General features: G+C 66.0%; 13 protein-coding genes. 7 read left to right on the top strand and 6 right to left on the bottom strand.

The annotated features are described in order from the left end of the window. Both GH737_RS07265 and GH737_RS07260 read right to left on the bottom strand, forming a co-directional pair. On the bottom strand, positions 1-1012 hold a 1012-nt coding region (locus GH737_RS07265; RefSeq protein ID WP_230558680.1), incomplete at its 3' end, for a hypothetical protein. Positions 1013-1077: 65 nt separating this feature from the next. Then, positions 1078-1356 carry a PilZ domain-containing protein gene (locus GH737_RS07260; protein WP_155264179.1) on the bottom strand — a complete coding sequence of 93 codons (279 nt, stop codon included), beginning with the start codon at positions 1354-1356 and terminating at the stop codon, positions 1078-1080. A 117-nt stretch (positions 1357-1473) separates the two neighbouring features. Here GH737_RS07260 and ligD point away from each other — a divergent pair, with 117 nt between their 5' ends. Further along, positions 1474-1968: a non-homologous end-joining DNA ligase LigD gene (ligD, locus tag GH737_RS07255; protein ID WP_155264178.1), complete on the top strand. Its 495-nt coding sequence runs from the start codon at positions 1474-1476 to the stop codon at positions 1966-1968. Here the strand turns inward: ligD and GH737_RS07250 are convergent. Then, complete coding sequence (locus GH737_RS07250; RefSeq protein WP_196233036.1) at positions 1955-2233, bottom strand: hypothetical protein; 279 nt, start codon at positions 2231-2233, stop codon at positions 1955-1957. The genes ligD and GH737_RS07250 overlap by 14 nt on opposite strands. A gap of 304 nt (positions 2234-2537) precedes the next feature. Here GH737_RS07250 and GH737_RS07245 point away from each other — a divergent pair, with 304 nt between their 5' ends. From GH737_RS07245 to GH737_RS07225, 5 genes are all read left to right on the top strand, one after another. Next, on the top strand, positions 2538-2741 hold the full coding sequence (locus tag GH737_RS07245; RefSeq protein ID WP_155264176.1) for a type 2 periplasmic-binding domain-containing protein: 204 nt from the start codon (positions 2538-2540) through the stop codon (positions 2739-2741). A 163-nt stretch (positions 2742-2904) separates the two neighbouring features. Next, positions 2905-4491 (top strand): tryptophan halogenase family protein, encoded by a 1587-nt coding sequence (locus tag GH737_RS07240; RefSeq protein ID WP_420853426.1) that lies wholly within the window; start codon positions 2905-2907, stop codon positions 4489-4491. A 163-nt stretch (positions 4492-4654) separates the two neighbouring features. Next, a complete protein-coding gene (locus GH737_RS07235) occupies positions 4655-7669 on the top strand; it encodes a TonB-dependent receptor (protein WP_196233035.1) in 3015 nt (1004 codons plus the stop codon). Between the two features lie 79 nt (positions 7670-7748). Then, positions 7749-8441, top strand: a complete 693-nt coding sequence (locus tag GH737_RS07230; RefSeq protein ID WP_338061772.1) for a DUF6445 family protein — start codon at positions 7749-7751, stop codon at positions 8439-8441. 10 nt (positions 8442-8451) lie between these two features. Next, positions 8452-10272 carry a family 43 glycosylhydrolase gene (locus GH737_RS07225; protein ID WP_155264172.1) on the top strand — a complete coding sequence of 607 codons (1821 nt, stop codon included), beginning with the start codon at positions 8452-8454 and terminating at the stop codon, positions 10270-10272. Here GH737_RS07225 and GH737_RS07220 read toward each other — a convergent pair. Further along, complete coding sequence (locus tag GH737_RS07220; RefSeq protein ID WP_155264171.1) at positions 10247-11680, bottom strand: glucoamylase family protein; 1434 nt, start codon at positions 11678-11680, stop codon at positions 10247-10249. The genes GH737_RS07225 and GH737_RS07220 overlap by 26 nt on opposite strands. After that, positions 11680-12669: a LacI family DNA-binding transcriptional regulator gene (locus GH737_RS07215; protein ID WP_155264170.1), complete on the bottom strand. Its 990-nt coding sequence runs from the start codon at positions 12667-12669 to the stop codon at positions 11680-11682. Before GH737_RS07215 ends, GH737_RS07220 begins: the two co-directional genes overlap by 1 nt. 192 nt (positions 12670-12861) lie before the next feature. On the opposite strand from GH737_RS07215, the gene GH737_RS07210 reads away from it, so the two are divergent. After that, positions 12862-15150 (top strand): glycoside hydrolase family 3 N-terminal domain-containing protein, encoded by a 2289-nt coding sequence (locus tag GH737_RS07210; RefSeq protein ID WP_155264169.1) that lies wholly within the window; start codon positions 12862-12864, stop codon positions 15148-15150. Here GH737_RS07210 and GH737_RS07205 read toward each other — a convergent pair. Next, the coding region (locus GH737_RS07205) for an MFS transporter (RefSeq protein ID WP_196233034.1) at positions 15147-15970 on the bottom strand (824 nt) is incomplete at its 5' end. The genes GH737_RS07210 and GH737_RS07205 overlap by 4 nt on opposite strands.

Raw genomic sequence — 15970 nt, 5'->3', positions numbered from 1 at the left:
CGTCCGCCGTGTGCAGCGCCTGGTTCGCGGCGCTAGCCCAACCGTTGCCGCCGGCGGCGGGCCAGCGGAAGCTCGTCGCCTGCTTGGCCCACGGCCGCTTGCCCGGCGTCGCCGGTTTCTCGCTCGCCATCGCGCTCCATTCGAACAGCATCTGTTCGGGCGCCTTGGCGAACAGCCCGTCCCACAGCTGCTCGGCGTAACGGTCGATCGAACGGATCGAATAAGTGTCGACCCATGCGCCGAGGTTCGCGCCCGGCCGGACGTTCGAGAGGTAGCGGAAGATTTCGTAGCTCTCGTACTGCTGAAGCAGCTGGTCGGTGATCACCGGATCGCGCGTCTCGGTCCCGGTGTAGATCGCGTCGAACATCTTCGCTTGCTCGGCCAGATCGTAGCCGGTGCCGTGGAAATGCTCGTACCAGTTGGGATATTTGATGATCACACGAACGCGCGGATTCTCCTGCTTCGCCGGGCCGAGCACGAGGTTGCGGCTCGCCTCGCGCATCTTGTCGACGCGGTAGTCGGTCCAGCTGCGGTTGCCCTTCGCGGCGATGTCCGCGTCGGACTTGGAGGTGTAGAAGAAGAAGTCGTCGAGGATCACTTCGTCGAAGTGCCGCGCGATCAGCCGCACCGCGCGCTCGCATTCGGCGCGGTCGGCCGGGTTCTCGTAATCGAAGGTGCCGAACTGCCCGCCCGACCCGCCGGCGGCGAGTGTCACGCCGCCCGAGGTCTCGATGCCCTTGGCCTGGAACGCGCGCTTGACCGTGTCGAGGTCGGCGTCGGTCGCGAACTGCCGGTCGCGGTACGCCTCGATATAGACCTTGTCGAAGTCGAGCTGCGACGAAACACGTTTGAATTGGCGCTCAAATGTCGCGGGGTCGGCGAGCTTCTTGGTCTCTGCGACGGGGATGTAGATCGCCGCGCGAAAGTTCTTGTACGCCGCCGCGTCCACTGCCGTAGCCACGCTCATGAGCAACAAGGCGGCGACGACGCCGATCAGCCGGTGCAAGCGCATGCTCTCCCCTCCCGCGTTAGCGCTACCATTAGAAGCGAAACGGGATGGGGCAAGCGGGCTGAGCGTTACAGGGCGACAGCCTCCGCGAAGACGCCGCCGGCGTTGCGGCCGTCGACCCACTGGATGAGGCCGGCGATCGGCGCATCCCTGGCGAAACGGATCGCGACTTCCGCGCCCGCCTCGAGCGCGCGTGCGGTGCGCAGCCGGAATCCGCGAGCCGAAACGTTGAGAAGCTCGGCGCGGACCTTGCCCGCCGGGGACTCGAGAACGACCAACCAGCCGACATCGATACGCGTGCGGCGGGGCAGCAATTCGCGCCCCTCCAGCTTGCCCTCAACTTTCATCGTTCACCTCGTCTGCGGCACTGCACATCCGCCGCATTTGATTCCATCGCCGCCTGTTTGGTTCACATTAATTCACCGTCCGCTGAACGATCGCGGTTGCCGGCCGATTTACCGTCCATGGTGTGGACGCCCGAGCCGACCTACCCGAAGGCCGAGATCAGTGTCCGAGCAACGACGCTCCACTATCGGATCGTCGCGCCGATCATGCTCCCGTTCCTCGACAGGCGGCTGCTCAACCTGTTCCGCTGCCGGACAAGCAAATGCTTCTTCCAGCGCAATCGCGAGCATCCGCCGGCGGGCAAGGAGTTCGACACCCTCGTCCACCTCGAGCCGGTCGCGCAGAAGAACGGGCGGACCGAGCGATATCTGTACGTCGAAAGCGCCGAGGAGATCGTCGCCTGCGCGACGGTCCAGACGGTCGAGTTCCACGGCTGGGGCAGCCGCGCCGGAACCATCGAGACTCCGGACCGGCTGGTTATCGACCTCGACCCCGCTCCGAGGCTCGACTTCGACAAGTTGAAGGACGCAGCGTTCCAGCTTCACCGATCGTTCGAAGCGGTCGGACTCGAAAGTTTCGCGCTCGGCGCTCCGCTTTTGCCTAGGCTGCGTTGACCGGCTCGGCCCACTCCTGCGCCTTTTCGGCCGCGTTGAGCTCGCGGATCAACGCGTCGACGCTGCGCGTGAGTTCGGCGAGGAACGTGATCTCGTGACGCGCGCCGCGATAGCTTTCCGCCATCAGGATTGCGTCGATCAGGATCGGCACGACCAGGCTCTCGGGCTCGTCCAGGTCGGCAAGCCCGCGCAGCTTCGCCAGCGCCTTGCGCCGCGCGCTGAGCGGATCCGTCAGCGCTTCCGTTCGTCCAATGCACCAGCCCATCGTCACGCTCCCGCAAAGGCCTTGAAGGATATTCGATTGTCCCGGCGCCGGAAGACGGGCTCGGCGCAGCGCCGGAGCAGTTCGGCGCTAACGCAATTAGGTTTGCCGCAGCGACCCGCGCCGCTGCGCGGGGAAACTGGAGGCGTGTGTTGCTGAAGCGTGTCGCGATTGCCGCCGCGTCGTTCGTAGCACTCGATCCTGCGCACGGCCGCAGCCGGCGAGTGGTGCGGTGCGGCGATGATGGCCGACGGGCGAGCGGACCTGGGGCATCGGCCTCTAGCCCGACGAGACGCGCCTTTATGCCGTGAGCAGAATTTCGGGGACGCTTACCATCATCGATGTCGCCGTCGACGTGGCGCTGGTCTGGGGTCCGCTCGCGAGCTATTTCGCGGCGCGCTCGCCGGTGCCGCTGCGGCTCGAGCCCGTGACTCCGTGGACGCCCGACATACAGTGGCCGATGCAGTTCGACATTTCCGTCGGCGTCCAGAAGAACGACCGAAGCTGCTGAAGGAAATCGACCGGGCGCTCGCCCGGCGCAAGGGTGACATCGGCAAGCTGCTGGGTGACTACCGTGTGCCGTTGGTGGAAAGCGCGGAAGCGGAATAGCCGGCGCTTGCCCCTTTGGCGCCGGATTTGCTCTAAGCGGCTTCGAACACCCAGCTCGGAGGATGATGGTGGCGGGATCCGACCAGCCGGTTCGCAAGGTAACGATCGTCGGCGGCGGCACGGCCGGCTGGATGACGGCGGCCGTCCTCTCGCAATGGCTGAGCCAGGTCGAAATCCGGCTGATCGAATCGGAGGAGATCGGGACCGTCGGCGTCGGCGAAGCGACCATCCCGCACATCCGCAACTATCTCGCGCTCGCCGGCGTCGACGAGCTCGAGATGATTGCCGCGACGAAGGCGACGTTCAAGCTTGGCATCCAGTTCATCGACTGGGGCGAGCCGGGCGAATCCTACATCCACGGATTCGGCAAGATCGGCCGCGACATGCTGTGGCTTCACCCGCACCAGCTGTGGCTCGCCGCGCGGGCGCGCACGCCGGAGAAGGTCAAACATTTCGATCACTACGCGCTGAACTGCGTCGCCTGCCTCAAGAACCGCTTCGCATTCCCGGACAAGCGCAACCCCAATTCGCCGCTCGCCGACATCGATTACGCCTTTCATTTCGATGCGTCGCTGTTCGCGCGGCTACTGCGCTCGCAATGCGAGGCGCGCGGCGTAACCCGGATCGAGGGCCGCATCGTCGAGGTCGTGCAGCAGCCCGAAAGTGGCTTCGTCGAACGCGTCCGGCTCGCCGACGGGCGCGAGGTCGACGGCGACCTGTTCGTCGACTGCTCGGGCATGCGCGCTCTGCTGATCGGCGACGCCCTCGGCATCGGCTACGAGGACTGGAACCAGTGGCTGCTGTGCGACCGCGCCCAAGCCGTTCCGACCGCGAGCGTCGAGCCGGTGACACCCTATGTCCGCTGCACCGCAAACAAGGCGGGATGGCAGTGGCGCATCCCGCTGCAGCACCGCGTCGGCAACGGCTACGTCTATGCCTCGCAGTTGCTCGGCGACGACGAAGCGGCCGAAATCCTGCTCTCCAATGTCGACTCCGAGCCGATCGCGGACCCGCGCCTCGTGCGGTTCCGCCCAGGGCAGCGGCTCAAGGCATGGGACAAGAACGTGATCGCAATCGGTCTTTCGTCCGGTTTTCTCGAGCCGCTCGAATCGACCAGCATCCACCTCATCCAGACCGGCATCCACCGCCTGCTCGCGATGTTTCCGGCGGAAAGCTTCTCCGCTGCGGATATCGAGGAATACAACCTCCAGGCGCGCACCGAATATGAGGACGTGCGCGACTTCATCATCGCGCACTACAAGGTCACGCGGCGCACCGGTGACCCGTTCTGGGATCATCTGCGCACCATGGACGTGCCGGACTCGCTCAACGACCGGTTCGAACTGTTCCGGTCGTCCGGCCGTTTCTTCAAGCACAATGCGCAGGAACTGTTCGCCGAGGAGAGCTGGGTCCAGGTTCTGCTCGGCCAAGGGTTCGAGATGCAGCCCGATCCGGTCACGAGCTTCGTCCCTGCGGAGGAGATCGCGGGCTTCCTGAGCGACATCGTCGAGGTGATCGAGGATGTGGCCGACAAGATGCCCGACCACGGCGAGTTCGTGCGGCGGCTTCCGCCCAGCACGCCGGCGCCGCCGGCGGCTGCCGCCCCGCCGGGTGTCAGCTTCACGCTGAGCTATGAGCGCGGCGCAACGTAACGGCCGCGCGTGGCTTCAAGGACACAGCGGCGGCAAAGCCGTATGAACATTCGTTCAGCCGAGTTGACTTCGCGCCGGTGAAATAGTTTCATCGCGCGCCAACGAGCAATTGGTTATGCACAGATGTAACCGGTTACACCCGCCGCGACTGGGGAGACGCGAAGTGAACAACACGCACAACAAGCGCAGGCTTGCGTCAGGAATTTCGGGCGTTGCGATTGCCGTCGCGCTCACCGTCGCGAGCCCCGCTTATGCTCAGACTGAGTTCGGAACGATCCGCGGCCACGTCGACGGCGCGGCGGCGGGCGCTCAGGTGGTGGCCGTCGACAGCCACACCGGGCAGCGCCAGGTCGGCACCGTCAACGCGCAGGGCGACTACGAGATTTTCGGCCTTCGTCCGTCGACCTACACCGTCTCGGTCGAGGGCAAGGCGGCGCAGAGCGCGACGGTCGGCGTCAACCAGGCGGTGATCATCGACTTCGTCGCGCCGCGCGCGGCAGGCGGCGCGATCGTCGTCACCGGGCGGCGCACGGCCCAGCCCGTCCAGGCGCAGTCCGTCGCCACGAACATCACTCCGGCGCAGATCGAAAACCTGCCCCAGAACTCGCGCAACTTCCTCAGCTTCGCCCAGCTCGCGCCAGGCGTCCAGCTAACCAATCCGAGCGGCGCGCAACAGCTTCAGATCGGCGCGCTGTCGCCTGCCAATTCGAATGTCCTTCTCGACGGGATGACGTTCAAGAACCCGATCAACCACGGGGGCATGTTCGGGCAGAACTTCGGCGATTTCGGCAACCCCTTTCCGCAAATCGCGATCCAGGAATATCAGCTAATCACGCAGAATTTCGGTGCCGAGATTGGCCAGTCGGCAGCGGGCGTTCTGTCGGCGATCACCAAGACTGGCGGCGATCGTTTTCACGGATCCGCTTTCCTCGACTGGCAGCCGGAATCCTTCATCGGCAGACGCGCCTACACCAAGAACACGAACCAGGATTATGACCGCAAGCAGTTCGGCGCGGATCTCGGCGGTCCCATCATCCCGGGAAAGCTCAGCTTCTACGTGGCGTTCGAGGGTCTGAACCGGAAGTTCCCCGCGCGTACCTTCGACGTTTCCGCGTCGGTCCCGCAGAACATCGAGGCGTTGGTCAACGGGTCTATTCCGCAGGACTTCAAGCAACGTCTCTATTTCGGCAAGCTGACCTGGTTCGCGACCGACAACGACACCGTCAACCTGATGGGCTACCGCCGCGTCCAGAGCAATCTCAGCGACTTCGGCGGCAATGCGGTTCAGAGTCACGGGCGCCTGCTCGAGACCGAGCAGAGGCGTTACCAGCTACAGTGGAAGCACAGCGTCGGCAATTTCCTGAACTTCCTGAACATCGCTTACGACAAGGCCAACCAGGGAACGCCCAACCTCACGGAAGGTCCGGAATATATTCTGACGGGCGGTCATGACACCGGCTCGCGGCTCGTCTTCCTCGGCGCCAACAGCTTCCAGCAGAACGACGAAGAGAAGTCGTGGGTGATCAAGGACGACGCGACCCTGCGTCACGGCGAGCACACCTTCAAGGCCGGCGGCCAGATCACCTTCTACGATCTTGCGCGGACCGAGAACAACGGCTTCAACGGGACCTATTTCGTCGCGAACCCGTGCACGACACCACCCGGCACGCCGTGCCCGATTTCGTCGTTCGACATCACGACCGCTGCGCCGTTCGCCGGGTCAATCAACGTCGCGCCGTCGCCCACGGTGTCGGGCAAGGACACGCAGATCGGCCTTTACGTCGAGGATGAATGGAAGCCCGACGAGCACTGGACGGTCAATGCTGGGCTGCGCTGGGATTTCGAGAGCAACGCCAACAACAACGATTACGTCACTCCGCCGGCGATCGCGGCGGCGCTCCGCGCCTATCCGGGCTGGATCGCGCGCGGCATCGATGCGGACGACTATATTTCGACCGGCGACAACCGGAAGCCATTCTGGGGCGCGTTCCAGCCGCGTCTCGGCGTTTCCTACGACGTCCGCGGTGACCACGACCTGGTGCTGTTCGGCGGCGCGGGCCGTTATTACGACCGGCCGCTGTTCATCGAAGGCGTGCTCGAGACGCTCCAGAACAGCAACACCACCCTCACGCTCCAGCTGCCGGCCTGCGCCGGCGCGTCGCCGCCGGCCTACTGCCACGATCCCGAGGCGCTGCGCCAGTTCGCCGCAAGCCAGGGCTTCACCGGCGGCGCAGTCTGGGTGCTACCGAACAAGGTGAAGATGCCTTATTCGGACCAGTTCGACATCGGAGTCCGCAAGCGCTTCGGCGACATCCAGACGTCGTTGACCTACAGCCATGTCGAATCGCACAACATCTTCCTGTTCACGCGCGCGAACTTCTATTCGAACGGCTGGTACACCGTACAGCTGCAGCGGGACTCTGCGGGCAACGTGATCGGGTGCAGCAACGGCGGCGACCAGTGGATCATCGATTTCACGCCGAACGGGCCGTTCCCGAACTGCGCGGCAACCAACGGTCAGCTGACCGGCTTCAACGGCAAGCTGAACCGCGGTCAGAACAACGGCCGGGCGACGCTCAACGCGCTCTACCTGCAAATCGAAAAGCCGTTTACCGACAGGAGCACGTGGGGCTTCACGCAGTCGCTGACGCTCCAGCGTGCGCGGACCAACATCGGCCAGGACTTCTTCGGCGACGAAATGTTCAATGGGCCGGAGCTCGACACCTACGGCTGGAACTATGTGCCAAACGTCGAGAAATGGCGGTCTGTGACCTCGGGCAACTGGCGCGCCCCGTTCGGGATCACGCTTTCAGGGATCCTCACTCTGTCGTCAGGCCCGGCCTTCGGCCACCTGGTCGCGACCTTCAATTCACCGCCAGGCACCGTTGCGCCGCCGCCCGAGGGCGCGTGCTGCTTCGCCAATCTTGCCGGCGTCTACTTCCCGCACAAGACGTTCGGCTACAAGCGGCTCGACGCGCGCGTGGCCAAGACCTTCAAACTTCCCTGGGGTACCGAGCTCACCGCCGACTTCCAGGTCTTCAACGTGTTCGACTGGGTCAACCACACCTACTCCGCATGGGGTGCCGGCGGTGGCGCGGTCCCGCCACTGGTCGACCCGCGTAGCCAGGTCAGCAACGACCAGCGCCAGTTCCAGGCGGGGCTTCGGTTCAAATTCTAGGTTGAGATACTTCGGCCCTTGCATCCCCTCGGGCCGATCGGGAGGGGCTCACCGCCCCTCCTCTTTTGCTTGAAGAGGTGTGGCCGGAGTGAGGCCCGAACTTCGCCGATTGGGACAGGCCGCCAGCCCGGTCGTGATCGTCGACGAATTCAGCGGCGAGCTCGACCGCATCCTCGACATCGCTGAAGGACTCGCGCCCTACCCTCCGCACACCAACTACTACCCCGGGCTCCGTCGCATAATCACCCTCGCCGATGACGCGGCCGATTCCTACGTGCAGGAGACGTGCGAGCGCGCCGCGCAGTTCATTGCCGGCGCCTTTGACCTCGATCGGTTCACGCTGCTCGAGGCGAGTTTTTCGATGGTGACGACCTCGCCAGCCAAACTCACGCCTCCGCAACGCGCGCCGCATTTCGACACGACCGACGCGAAGCACCTCGCGCTTCTGCACTACCTGCGGGTACCGTGCGGCTCGGGCACCGCATTCTACCGTCAACGCTCGACCGGCATCGAACAAGTCACGGATTCGAATGTCGAGCTGTTTGTCCGCACCGCAAAAGCCGACGCGGCATTGCTGCCGGCAGACGCAGGGTACATCCACGGGTCGGACGAGCATTTCGAGCAAATCGGCGCGGTCGAAGGCGTGCCGGACCGGCTGATCGTCTACCAGGGAAGCCTGCTCCATTCGGGAATCATCCCGCCGGACATGAGCTTCAGCGCCGATCCGCGCGAAGGGCGGCTGACCGCCAATCTGTTCGTCCGCGGCAACTGAGGAGATCCAAATGCGCCAATTCCTGCTGCTGACCGCCGCGCTGGCGATCGCAGACTCGGGCGCCGCCGCGCAGCGCACCTACATCAACCCGATCGACATCGATTACCGCTACAATTTCGAGCAGATCAACCAGGGCGTGTCGTACCGGACGGGTGCCGACCCTGCGGTCGTCAACTATCACGGCGACTACTATCTCTTCATGACTCTGGCCGACGGCTACTGGCGCTCGACCGACCTCATGCACTGGGAGTTCGTCACCCCGTCGCGCTGGCCATTCGGCGGCGTCGTCGCGCCGGCTGCGGCCGTCGACGGCGACCGGCTGATCCTGATGCCGTCGATCTCGTTCACGCGCCCGGGGGCCATCTTCGTCACGACGGCACCGGAGACCGGCAAGCTCGACGTTCTCGTGCGGCAGATGCCGGAGCTTCCGGGCGGTGTCGACAAGCCGCCGGAGGAGATGAAGCCAGGAGAAGTGCCGCCGGGACCGTGGGACCCGGGTTTGCTCAAGGACGACGACGGCCAGTGGTACCTGTACTGGGGCTCATCGAACGTTTTCCCGATCTACGGGCAGAAGATTGCGTTCGCCGACGGCAAGCTGATTTACCAGAGCCCGGCCGAACCCTTGTTCGTCCTGCACCCGGACAAGCACGGGTGGGAACGGTTCGGACAGGACCACAGCGGGCTCCTCGCCAACGGCCAACCGACCAAGCCCTACGTGGAGGGCGCGTGGATGACCAAGCATGACGGGCGCTACTATCTCCAGTACGGCGCGCCCGGGACCGAGTTCAACGCCTATGCAAACGGCACCTACGTGTCGGACAAGCCGCTCGGCCCGTTCGAATATGCCGACTATAACCCGATCGCCTACAAGCCCGGCGGTTTCGTTCACGGTGCGGGCCACGGCTCGACCTTTCAGGACCGGTATGGAAACTGGTGGAACACGGGGACACCGTGGATCGGCTACAACTGGACCTTCGAACGGCGGATCGACATGCTGCCCGCGAGGTTCGAGGCCGACGGGCAGTTCGGGGCGTCGTCGCGGTTCGGCGACTTCCCGCAATACGTCCCAACGAAAAAAATTGACGACCCCGACAGCCTGTTCACAGGCTGGATGCTGCTCTCCTACCGCAAGGGCGTAAGCGCCTCGTCGACGTTAGGCGAGTTCGCCGCCGACAGGGTGACCGACGAGAACCCGCAGAGCTTCTGGGTCGCCGCCGAGAAAAAACCGGGCGAAACGCTCACCGTCGATCTCGGGAAGGTCGACACCGTCCGTGCGGTGCAGGTGAATTTCGCCGACTATAAGTCCGGCCGCTTCGCCGATGCGCCCGATATCTATACCGAGTTCACGCTCGAGGCGTCGAGCGACGGCCAGCAATGGCAGGAGATCGCGCGCACCGAGGCGCCGCGGCGCGACCGGCCGAATGCCTATTTCGAGCTCGATTCGCCGGTGCGCGCGCGGTTCATCCGTTACGTCCATGGGCACGTCGGCGCGGCCAACCTCGCGATCAGCGACATCCGCGTGTTCGGGAGTGCCGGTGGTGCAGCGCCGGCGCAACCGGCCGCAGTCACCGCATCGCGGCACACCGACCAGCGCGACGCGACGATCCGATGGAAGCGCGTACCCGGCGCAATCGGCTACAACATCCGTTTCGGAATCCGGCCTGATCGACTGACGCTCACGCACCAGCTGTGGGCGGACGAGCTCGGCAATGGCGCGACTTTGAGCAAGGAGCTGCGTTCGCTGAACGTCGGCGTGCCTTATTACGCGGCGGTCGAGGCATTCAACGAAAGCGGCGTGTCGAAGCTCAGCCGCGTTCTGCCCGTGCGCTGAGCCATCCGCCCGTGAACCCGGCGCGGATCAACCCGCGGCGGATCGCGGGCACGCGGCGCATGTGCCGCCACACGAAATCGTCGCGGTAGTTTGCTGCCTGCAGCAATATCGGCCCCTGGTCGATTCCGAGATAATCGGTCGCGACCCACCCGTGCCGTGGATCGACCGAGCCCGTCTCGACCGTCACGCCTGTGTAGTTGAAGCTGGGATTGAAGCTGTCCTTGAAGCCGTAGCGGGCGAACAGCCGCGGCTCTGCCCGCAGCGCCTGCGCACAGGGGATGACGATCTCCGGCGCGAACGGAAGCGATCCGAGCGCGGCAGTCGGCGCGATGGTGCCGTCGTCGCGGCCGTCCGGTTCGCCGATCGGGCCCCGCGCCGCATAGCCGTAGAAGGTCCGTTCCTCGCCGCGGTACGGCAGCTCGAACGAACCCGGCCCGTCGCACGCGGTCAGGCCCCAGACCCGGTTCGAATAGCCGCGCCAGCCCATCGGGTTTGCGGCGGCGTAAGCGCGCTGCGCGTAGGTTTCGCGCCGGCTGTTCTCGAAATAATCAAACCCGGCCCGCCGCATCACCGCGTCGCGAACGCCGCGGAAATCGATGAATATGTGGCTGTACTGGTGGCCGAACATCGGCGCGAAGGCGACGCGGCGGGTCGGCCCCTCGCCGCGCCAGAAGTCGGCGTAGTTCGCGGTCCATTCCCGCCACAGGTCGGCCGGCGCGGCGTGGGTCGGAGAGCCGAGCGCGAGGACGTTGACGAACATGCCTTCGTTGAAGCCAACCCAATTGGCCGGAATCAGCCCCTCTTCAGGGTGCCATCCCATTGAGATCGCGGCGCGCCCATCACTGCGGAAGAAGTTCCAGTCCGCGCGCTCGTAGAGCGCGTTCGCAAGGCGGCGGATTTCCTGCTCAACGGCGTCCGCCCGATCGAAATACTGGCCAGCGAAAAGCACGCCCATCAGCAGGATCGTGGTGTCGACGCTCGACAGCTCCACCTCCTTGAAGCGGAGCCCCCGCTCCATGTCGAGGAAATGGTAGAAGAAACCCGCGTGACCGGTCGTGCCTGACCGCCCCGGCCCTTGCGGCGCGTTCCAGAAGAAGCGGAGCGTCGTAAGCGTCAGGTCGCGTGCTTCGGCGCGCGTGCACCAGCCCCGCTCGACGCCGACCGCATAGGCCGGAAGCGCAAAGCCCACTGCAGCGATGCTCGCGAAGCTCGGCGTCGGCCAGCGGTCGGGCACCAGTCCGTTGCGGCGGTTCGCGTGGTCCCAGAACCAGCGGAAGGTGCGGCGTTCAATGTCTTCGTAGAAGGCCGGAAGCGACGGTGCCGATGCGAAGCCCGCTCGGGCCGGCAAAGCCGCGCTCGCAAGGAGCAGCGACGATCCCTTGAGCAGCGCGCGCCGGTCGATATGCATCAGGGCTTCACCTCGCCGGTCGTGGCGCGGACGACGAGTTCGGGCGCGTGGAGCTCGTCACCTCGATCCTGTCCTCGGCCGAACGAGTCGAGGAGCCGGGCAAGCGCCCGCTCGCCGAGCTCCGCAATCCGCACGCGCACCGTGGTCAGGCCGAGGTGGCGCGCGAGCGGAATGTCGTCGAAGCCGGCAACGGCCACCTGGTCGGGGACCGAAACGCCGTGCGCGCGGAGAGCCTGAAGGGCGCCAATCGCCATATTGTCGTTGCCTGCGAACAACGCGTCGAATTCATGACCGCGTTCCAGCAGCGCCGCGATCGCGCGCTCGCCCGATTGCTGCTCGAAATTGCCGTGAAGGATTTCGCACGCGATCCCGGCGGCGGCGCACGCCTCGCGAACCGCCGCCGCGCGTTCGTCGGCATCGACGTTGCCCGCCGGCCCTGCGATATGAACCAGCCGCTTGCGCCCGAGCTTCTCGAGATGATCGATGACGGCCCGGACCCCCGCGACATTGTCCAGGTGGATCGCCGCATGAGCGCCCGGCTTGTCGCGGGTGTTGATGAGGATCGACGGCACGCCCGGCGGCAGGGCCGCCGCCAGCTCCTCCGACTTGAGGTGCGGCGCCATCACGATCAGCCCGTCGACGCGGCCGTGCATCGCGCGAAGCGCGAGCTGCGCCTGCTCGGCGCGCGCGTGGAGGTTGGAGAGCAGCAGAAGGTAACCGCGCCGGCTCGCCTCACGGTCCATGCCGCGCACGATCTCCGAAAAGAACTCGCCGTGAAGGTCGGGGAGCACGACGCCGATGGCATTGGTCCGCGCGAGGCTAAGGCTGCGCGCGCCGGCGTGCGGGACGTAGCCGAGCTCGCGCACCGCCTGGGTGACACGCTCGCGTGCCTGCTCGCTAACATTGTCAAAACCGTTGAGCGCCCGCGACACGGTCGCCACTGAGAGCTTCGCCCGGCGTGCGACATCGCGGATCGTGGCTTCGGGCATGCTCTCCTCACGAGAAGCCGGCAGGCGGGGCCTTATCGGCCGGAAACGGCGCGAAAGTCACGCGCGCGGCGATTGCAATTGCTCACCAGCTGCGTCATGTAACCGGTTACACAGAGGGTCAAGTGCGCGGGCGAGCGCGTGCTTCGGTCGCGGCACTTGCGCCGGGTCGCGGCAGGATGAAGGGGACAGGTCATGCTCGACACGCGCGTTTCGCGAAGGGCCATGCTGATGGGCACCGGGGCGGCCGCAGCGTGGCTCGCCAGCCCCGCTCGAGCGCTGCTCCAGGCCGTTGGCAAGGTCGCGGTTCCCGGGTTCGTCGACGCGCTGATCGCGCGCATGACGCCGGAGGAGAAAGCCGGCCAGCTCCAGATCATGCCGTCGGCCTGGGGCGGCGGCGCTGCGCTGAGCTTGAACCCGCCCGGCAACGGATCGGACTTCGACCAGCAGGTCAATGAGGCGCGGCAGGGCCAGCTGACCGGTGTCTTCAATGGCAACGGCGCACGCATGGCGCGGCTTCTCCAGAACGCCGCGGTCAAGGAATCGCGGATGAAGATCCCGATGATCTTCGCCGCGGACATCATTCACGGCCACCGCACGATCTTCCCCGTTCCACTCGCTGAAGTGGCGAGCTTTGAGCCCGACCTCGCCCGCCGCACCGCGGAAGCCGCGGCGTTCGAGGCGTCCGGGGCCGGCATCGACTGGACCTTCTCGCCGATGGTCGACGTCGCGCGCGACCAGCGCTGGGGCCGCGGAGTCGAGGGGGGCGGCGAGGACCCGATGCTCGGCAGCCTGTTCGCCGCCGCGCGAGTCCGGGGCTTTCAGGGCGCCGACCTCAAGTCGCCGGAGCACATGCTCGCCTGCATCAAGCATTTTGCGGCGTATGGCGCGGCTGAATCGGGCCTCGATTACGATGTCGCCAACATGTCGATGCGGCGGCTGCACGAAGTCTATCTGCCGCCGTACAAGGCCGGGTTCGATGCCGGAGCCTTGTCGGCGATGGCCTCGTTCAACGAGATCAACGGGATCCCCTCGACCGGCAATCACTGGCTGATGACCGACCTGCTGCGCGGCCAGTGGGGTTTCCAGGGCTTCGTCGTCTCCGATTACACCGGCGACGAGGAAATGATCGCCGGCGGCTATGCGAAGGACGGCCGCGACGCGGCGAGGATCGCCTTCCTCGCCGGCGTCGACATGAGCATGGCGAGCGGGCTCTACCGCAAGTTCCTGCCCGACCTCGTGCGCAGCGGCGAGGTGCCGCAGGCGAAGCTCGACGAATCCGTGCGCCGCGTGCTCGCGCTCAAGGCGATGCTCGGCCTGTTCGACGATCCCTTCCGCCGTATCGACGAGAAGCGCGAAGCGGCGCGCTCGCTCCTTCCCAAGACCCGCGCGCTGGCGCGCGAAGCCGGGCGCAAGTCGATCGTCCTGCTCAAGAATGACGGCGATCTGCTGCCCCTTCCCCGCTCAGGCAAACGGATCGCGCTGATCGGGCCGTTCGCGTCCGGCGCGCACGATCTCGTCGGACCGTGGGTGGTGTACGGCGACGATGCGAAGGCGGTCGATCTTGCGACGGGCGTTCGGGCGGCCGTGCGCGATCCATCGTCGGTCATCGTCGCCGAAGGCTCAAAGGTCGAAGAGCCGCTCCCCGGCGGGATCGAGCAGGCAGTCGCCGCCGCGCGCGACGCGGACATCGTCCTGCTCGCGATCGGCGAGCATACCGGCATGTCGGGCGAAGCACAGTCGCGCACCGAGATCGTCGTACCCGAGCCACAGCAGAAGCTCGCCGAAGCGGTCGCGGCGGTCGGCAAGCCGGTCGTCGTCGTGCTCAAGCACGGCCGAGCCCTCGCACTCGAGGGCGCGGTCGCCGACGCGCAGGCGATCCTCGCCACCTGGTTCCTCGGGACCGAGACCGGCAACGCCATCGCCGACGTGCTGTTCGGTGCCTACGGTCCTTCGGGCCGCCTGCCCGCGAGCTTCCCGTGGAAGTCGGGCCAGCAACCCTATTATTATGCGCACAAGCCGACCGGCCGACCCAACCCCCCGGGCGAGCTGCAGCCGTACAAGGCGCATTTCCGCGGAATCCCGAACAGCGCCCGCTACCCGTTCGGCCACGGCCTCACTTACGGCAAGATCGATTATTCGGGGCTCACACTCAGCGCGCCGGCGTTGCCGATGAACGGAAGGATCGAAGTCGCCGCGACGATCATCAACCGCGGCACGCGCGCCGCGGAGGAGGTCGCGCAGCTGTATATCCACGACCGCGTCGCGAGCGTCACGCGGCCGGTGCGCGAGCTCAAGGCGTTCCGCAAGATCGCGCTCGCGCCGGGCCAGTCGCAGGTCGTGCGGTTCACGCTGAGCGCCGCCGACCTCGCGTTCTACGGGCTCCAGGATCGGCCGGTGGTCGAGCCGGGCACTTTCGACGTTTGGATTGCGCCGTCGGCCGAAGCCGAGGGTGTCCACGGCACCTTCGACGTCGTCGCCTAGACAGCGGCGCCCGCAACCTCCGGCGCCTCGCTGGAACGTCGGCCGAGCGGGTTCCACAGCATTGCGACGCATGACAGCGCGAGGAAGGCGAGCGGCGCCAGCGCGACGGTCATGCGCATGCTCGCGAGCGTCGCTTCGCTCTGCTCGACATTGGCGACATAGCCGGCGGAGGCGAAGCCCCAGCCGAGGATCGCCGTCGCGACGCCGATCGCGATCCGCTGGAGGAGCGCGGCGACCCCGAACACCGTCCCTTCGACGTGCAGCCCGGTCGCCTGCTCGCCATATTCGATCGTGTTGGGAAGCATCGCCCAGAAGACGAAATTCAGGCCGACGCTCATCACCTGCATGGCGACAAGGAACAGCTGCATCAGGTGCGTGCCGCCGAAGGGCACGACCGCAAAGAGGATCAGCCCGGCGATCCCGAGGCCCGCCGAGATCATCCACAGCGCGCGCAGGCCAACTCGGCGGCCGACCAGCATCCACAGCGGGATCGCGACGCCGCTGACCAGCCCCATCGCGCCGAGCGCCAGTTGCCCCGCCTGGGGATCGTTCAACAGATATTTGAAATAATAGAGCACCGATTTGCTGAGCACGGTGATGGCGACGATCATCGCCATCATCGCCGCGTTGAGCGCGACGAAGGCCCGGTTCCTCGCGAGGCTTAGCAGTGCGGCGCCGACGCTCGCGGGCAGCGGCCGGTGCGGCTGCGTTCCTTCGCTGTAGGTGGCGCCGACGAGCACCAGGATCAGGGCGCCGACGGCCGCGAACAGCATCGCCGCGCCGAAATAGGCCTCGGCCGCGCTCGACCCGGTGAGCCAGC

Origin of the sequence: Sphingomonas segetis, assembly GCF_009720245.1 — a bacterium.
Lineage (GTDB): Bacteria > Pseudomonadota > Alphaproteobacteria > Sphingomonadales > Sphingomonadaceae > Sphingomicrobium > Sphingomicrobium segetis.
Note: the sequence above shows the minus strand (reverse complement) of the source record. Positions and strands in the feature narration are given on the sequence as shown.

Excerpts from the sequence above, each read along its gene's own strand:
- GH737_RS07260 (WP_155264179.1), bottom strand. The coding sequence starts at position 1,356 with ATGAAAGTTGAGGGCAAGCTGGAGGGGCGCGAATTGCTGCCCCGCCGC.
- ligD (WP_155264178.1), top strand. The coding sequence starts at position 1,474 with ATGGTGTGGACGCCCGAGCCGACCTACCCGAAGGCCGAGATCAGTGTC.
- GH737_RS07250 (WP_196233036.1), bottom strand. The coding sequence starts at position 2,233 with ATGGGCTGGTGCATTGGACGAACGGAAGCGCTGACGGATCCGCTCAGC.
- GH737_RS07240 (WP_420853426.1), top strand. The coding sequence starts at position 2,905 with ATGGTGGCGGGATCCGACCAGCCGGTTCGCAAGGTAACGATCGTCGGC.
- GH737_RS07225 (WP_155264172.1), top strand. The coding sequence starts at position 8,452 with ATGCGCCAATTCCTGCTGCTGACCGCCGCGCTGGCGATCGCAGACTCG.
- GH737_RS07220 (WP_155264171.1), bottom strand. The coding sequence starts at position 11,680 with ATGCATATCGACCGGCGCGCGCTGCTCAAGGGATCGTCGCTGCTCCTT.
- GH737_RS07215 (WP_155264170.1), bottom strand. The coding sequence starts at position 12,669 with ATGCCCGAAGCCACGATCCGCGATGTCGCACGCCGGGCGAAGCTCTCA.
- GH737_RS07210 (WP_155264169.1), top strand. The coding sequence starts at position 12,862 with ATGCTCGACACGCGCGTTTCGCGAAGGGCCATGCTGATGGGCACCGGG.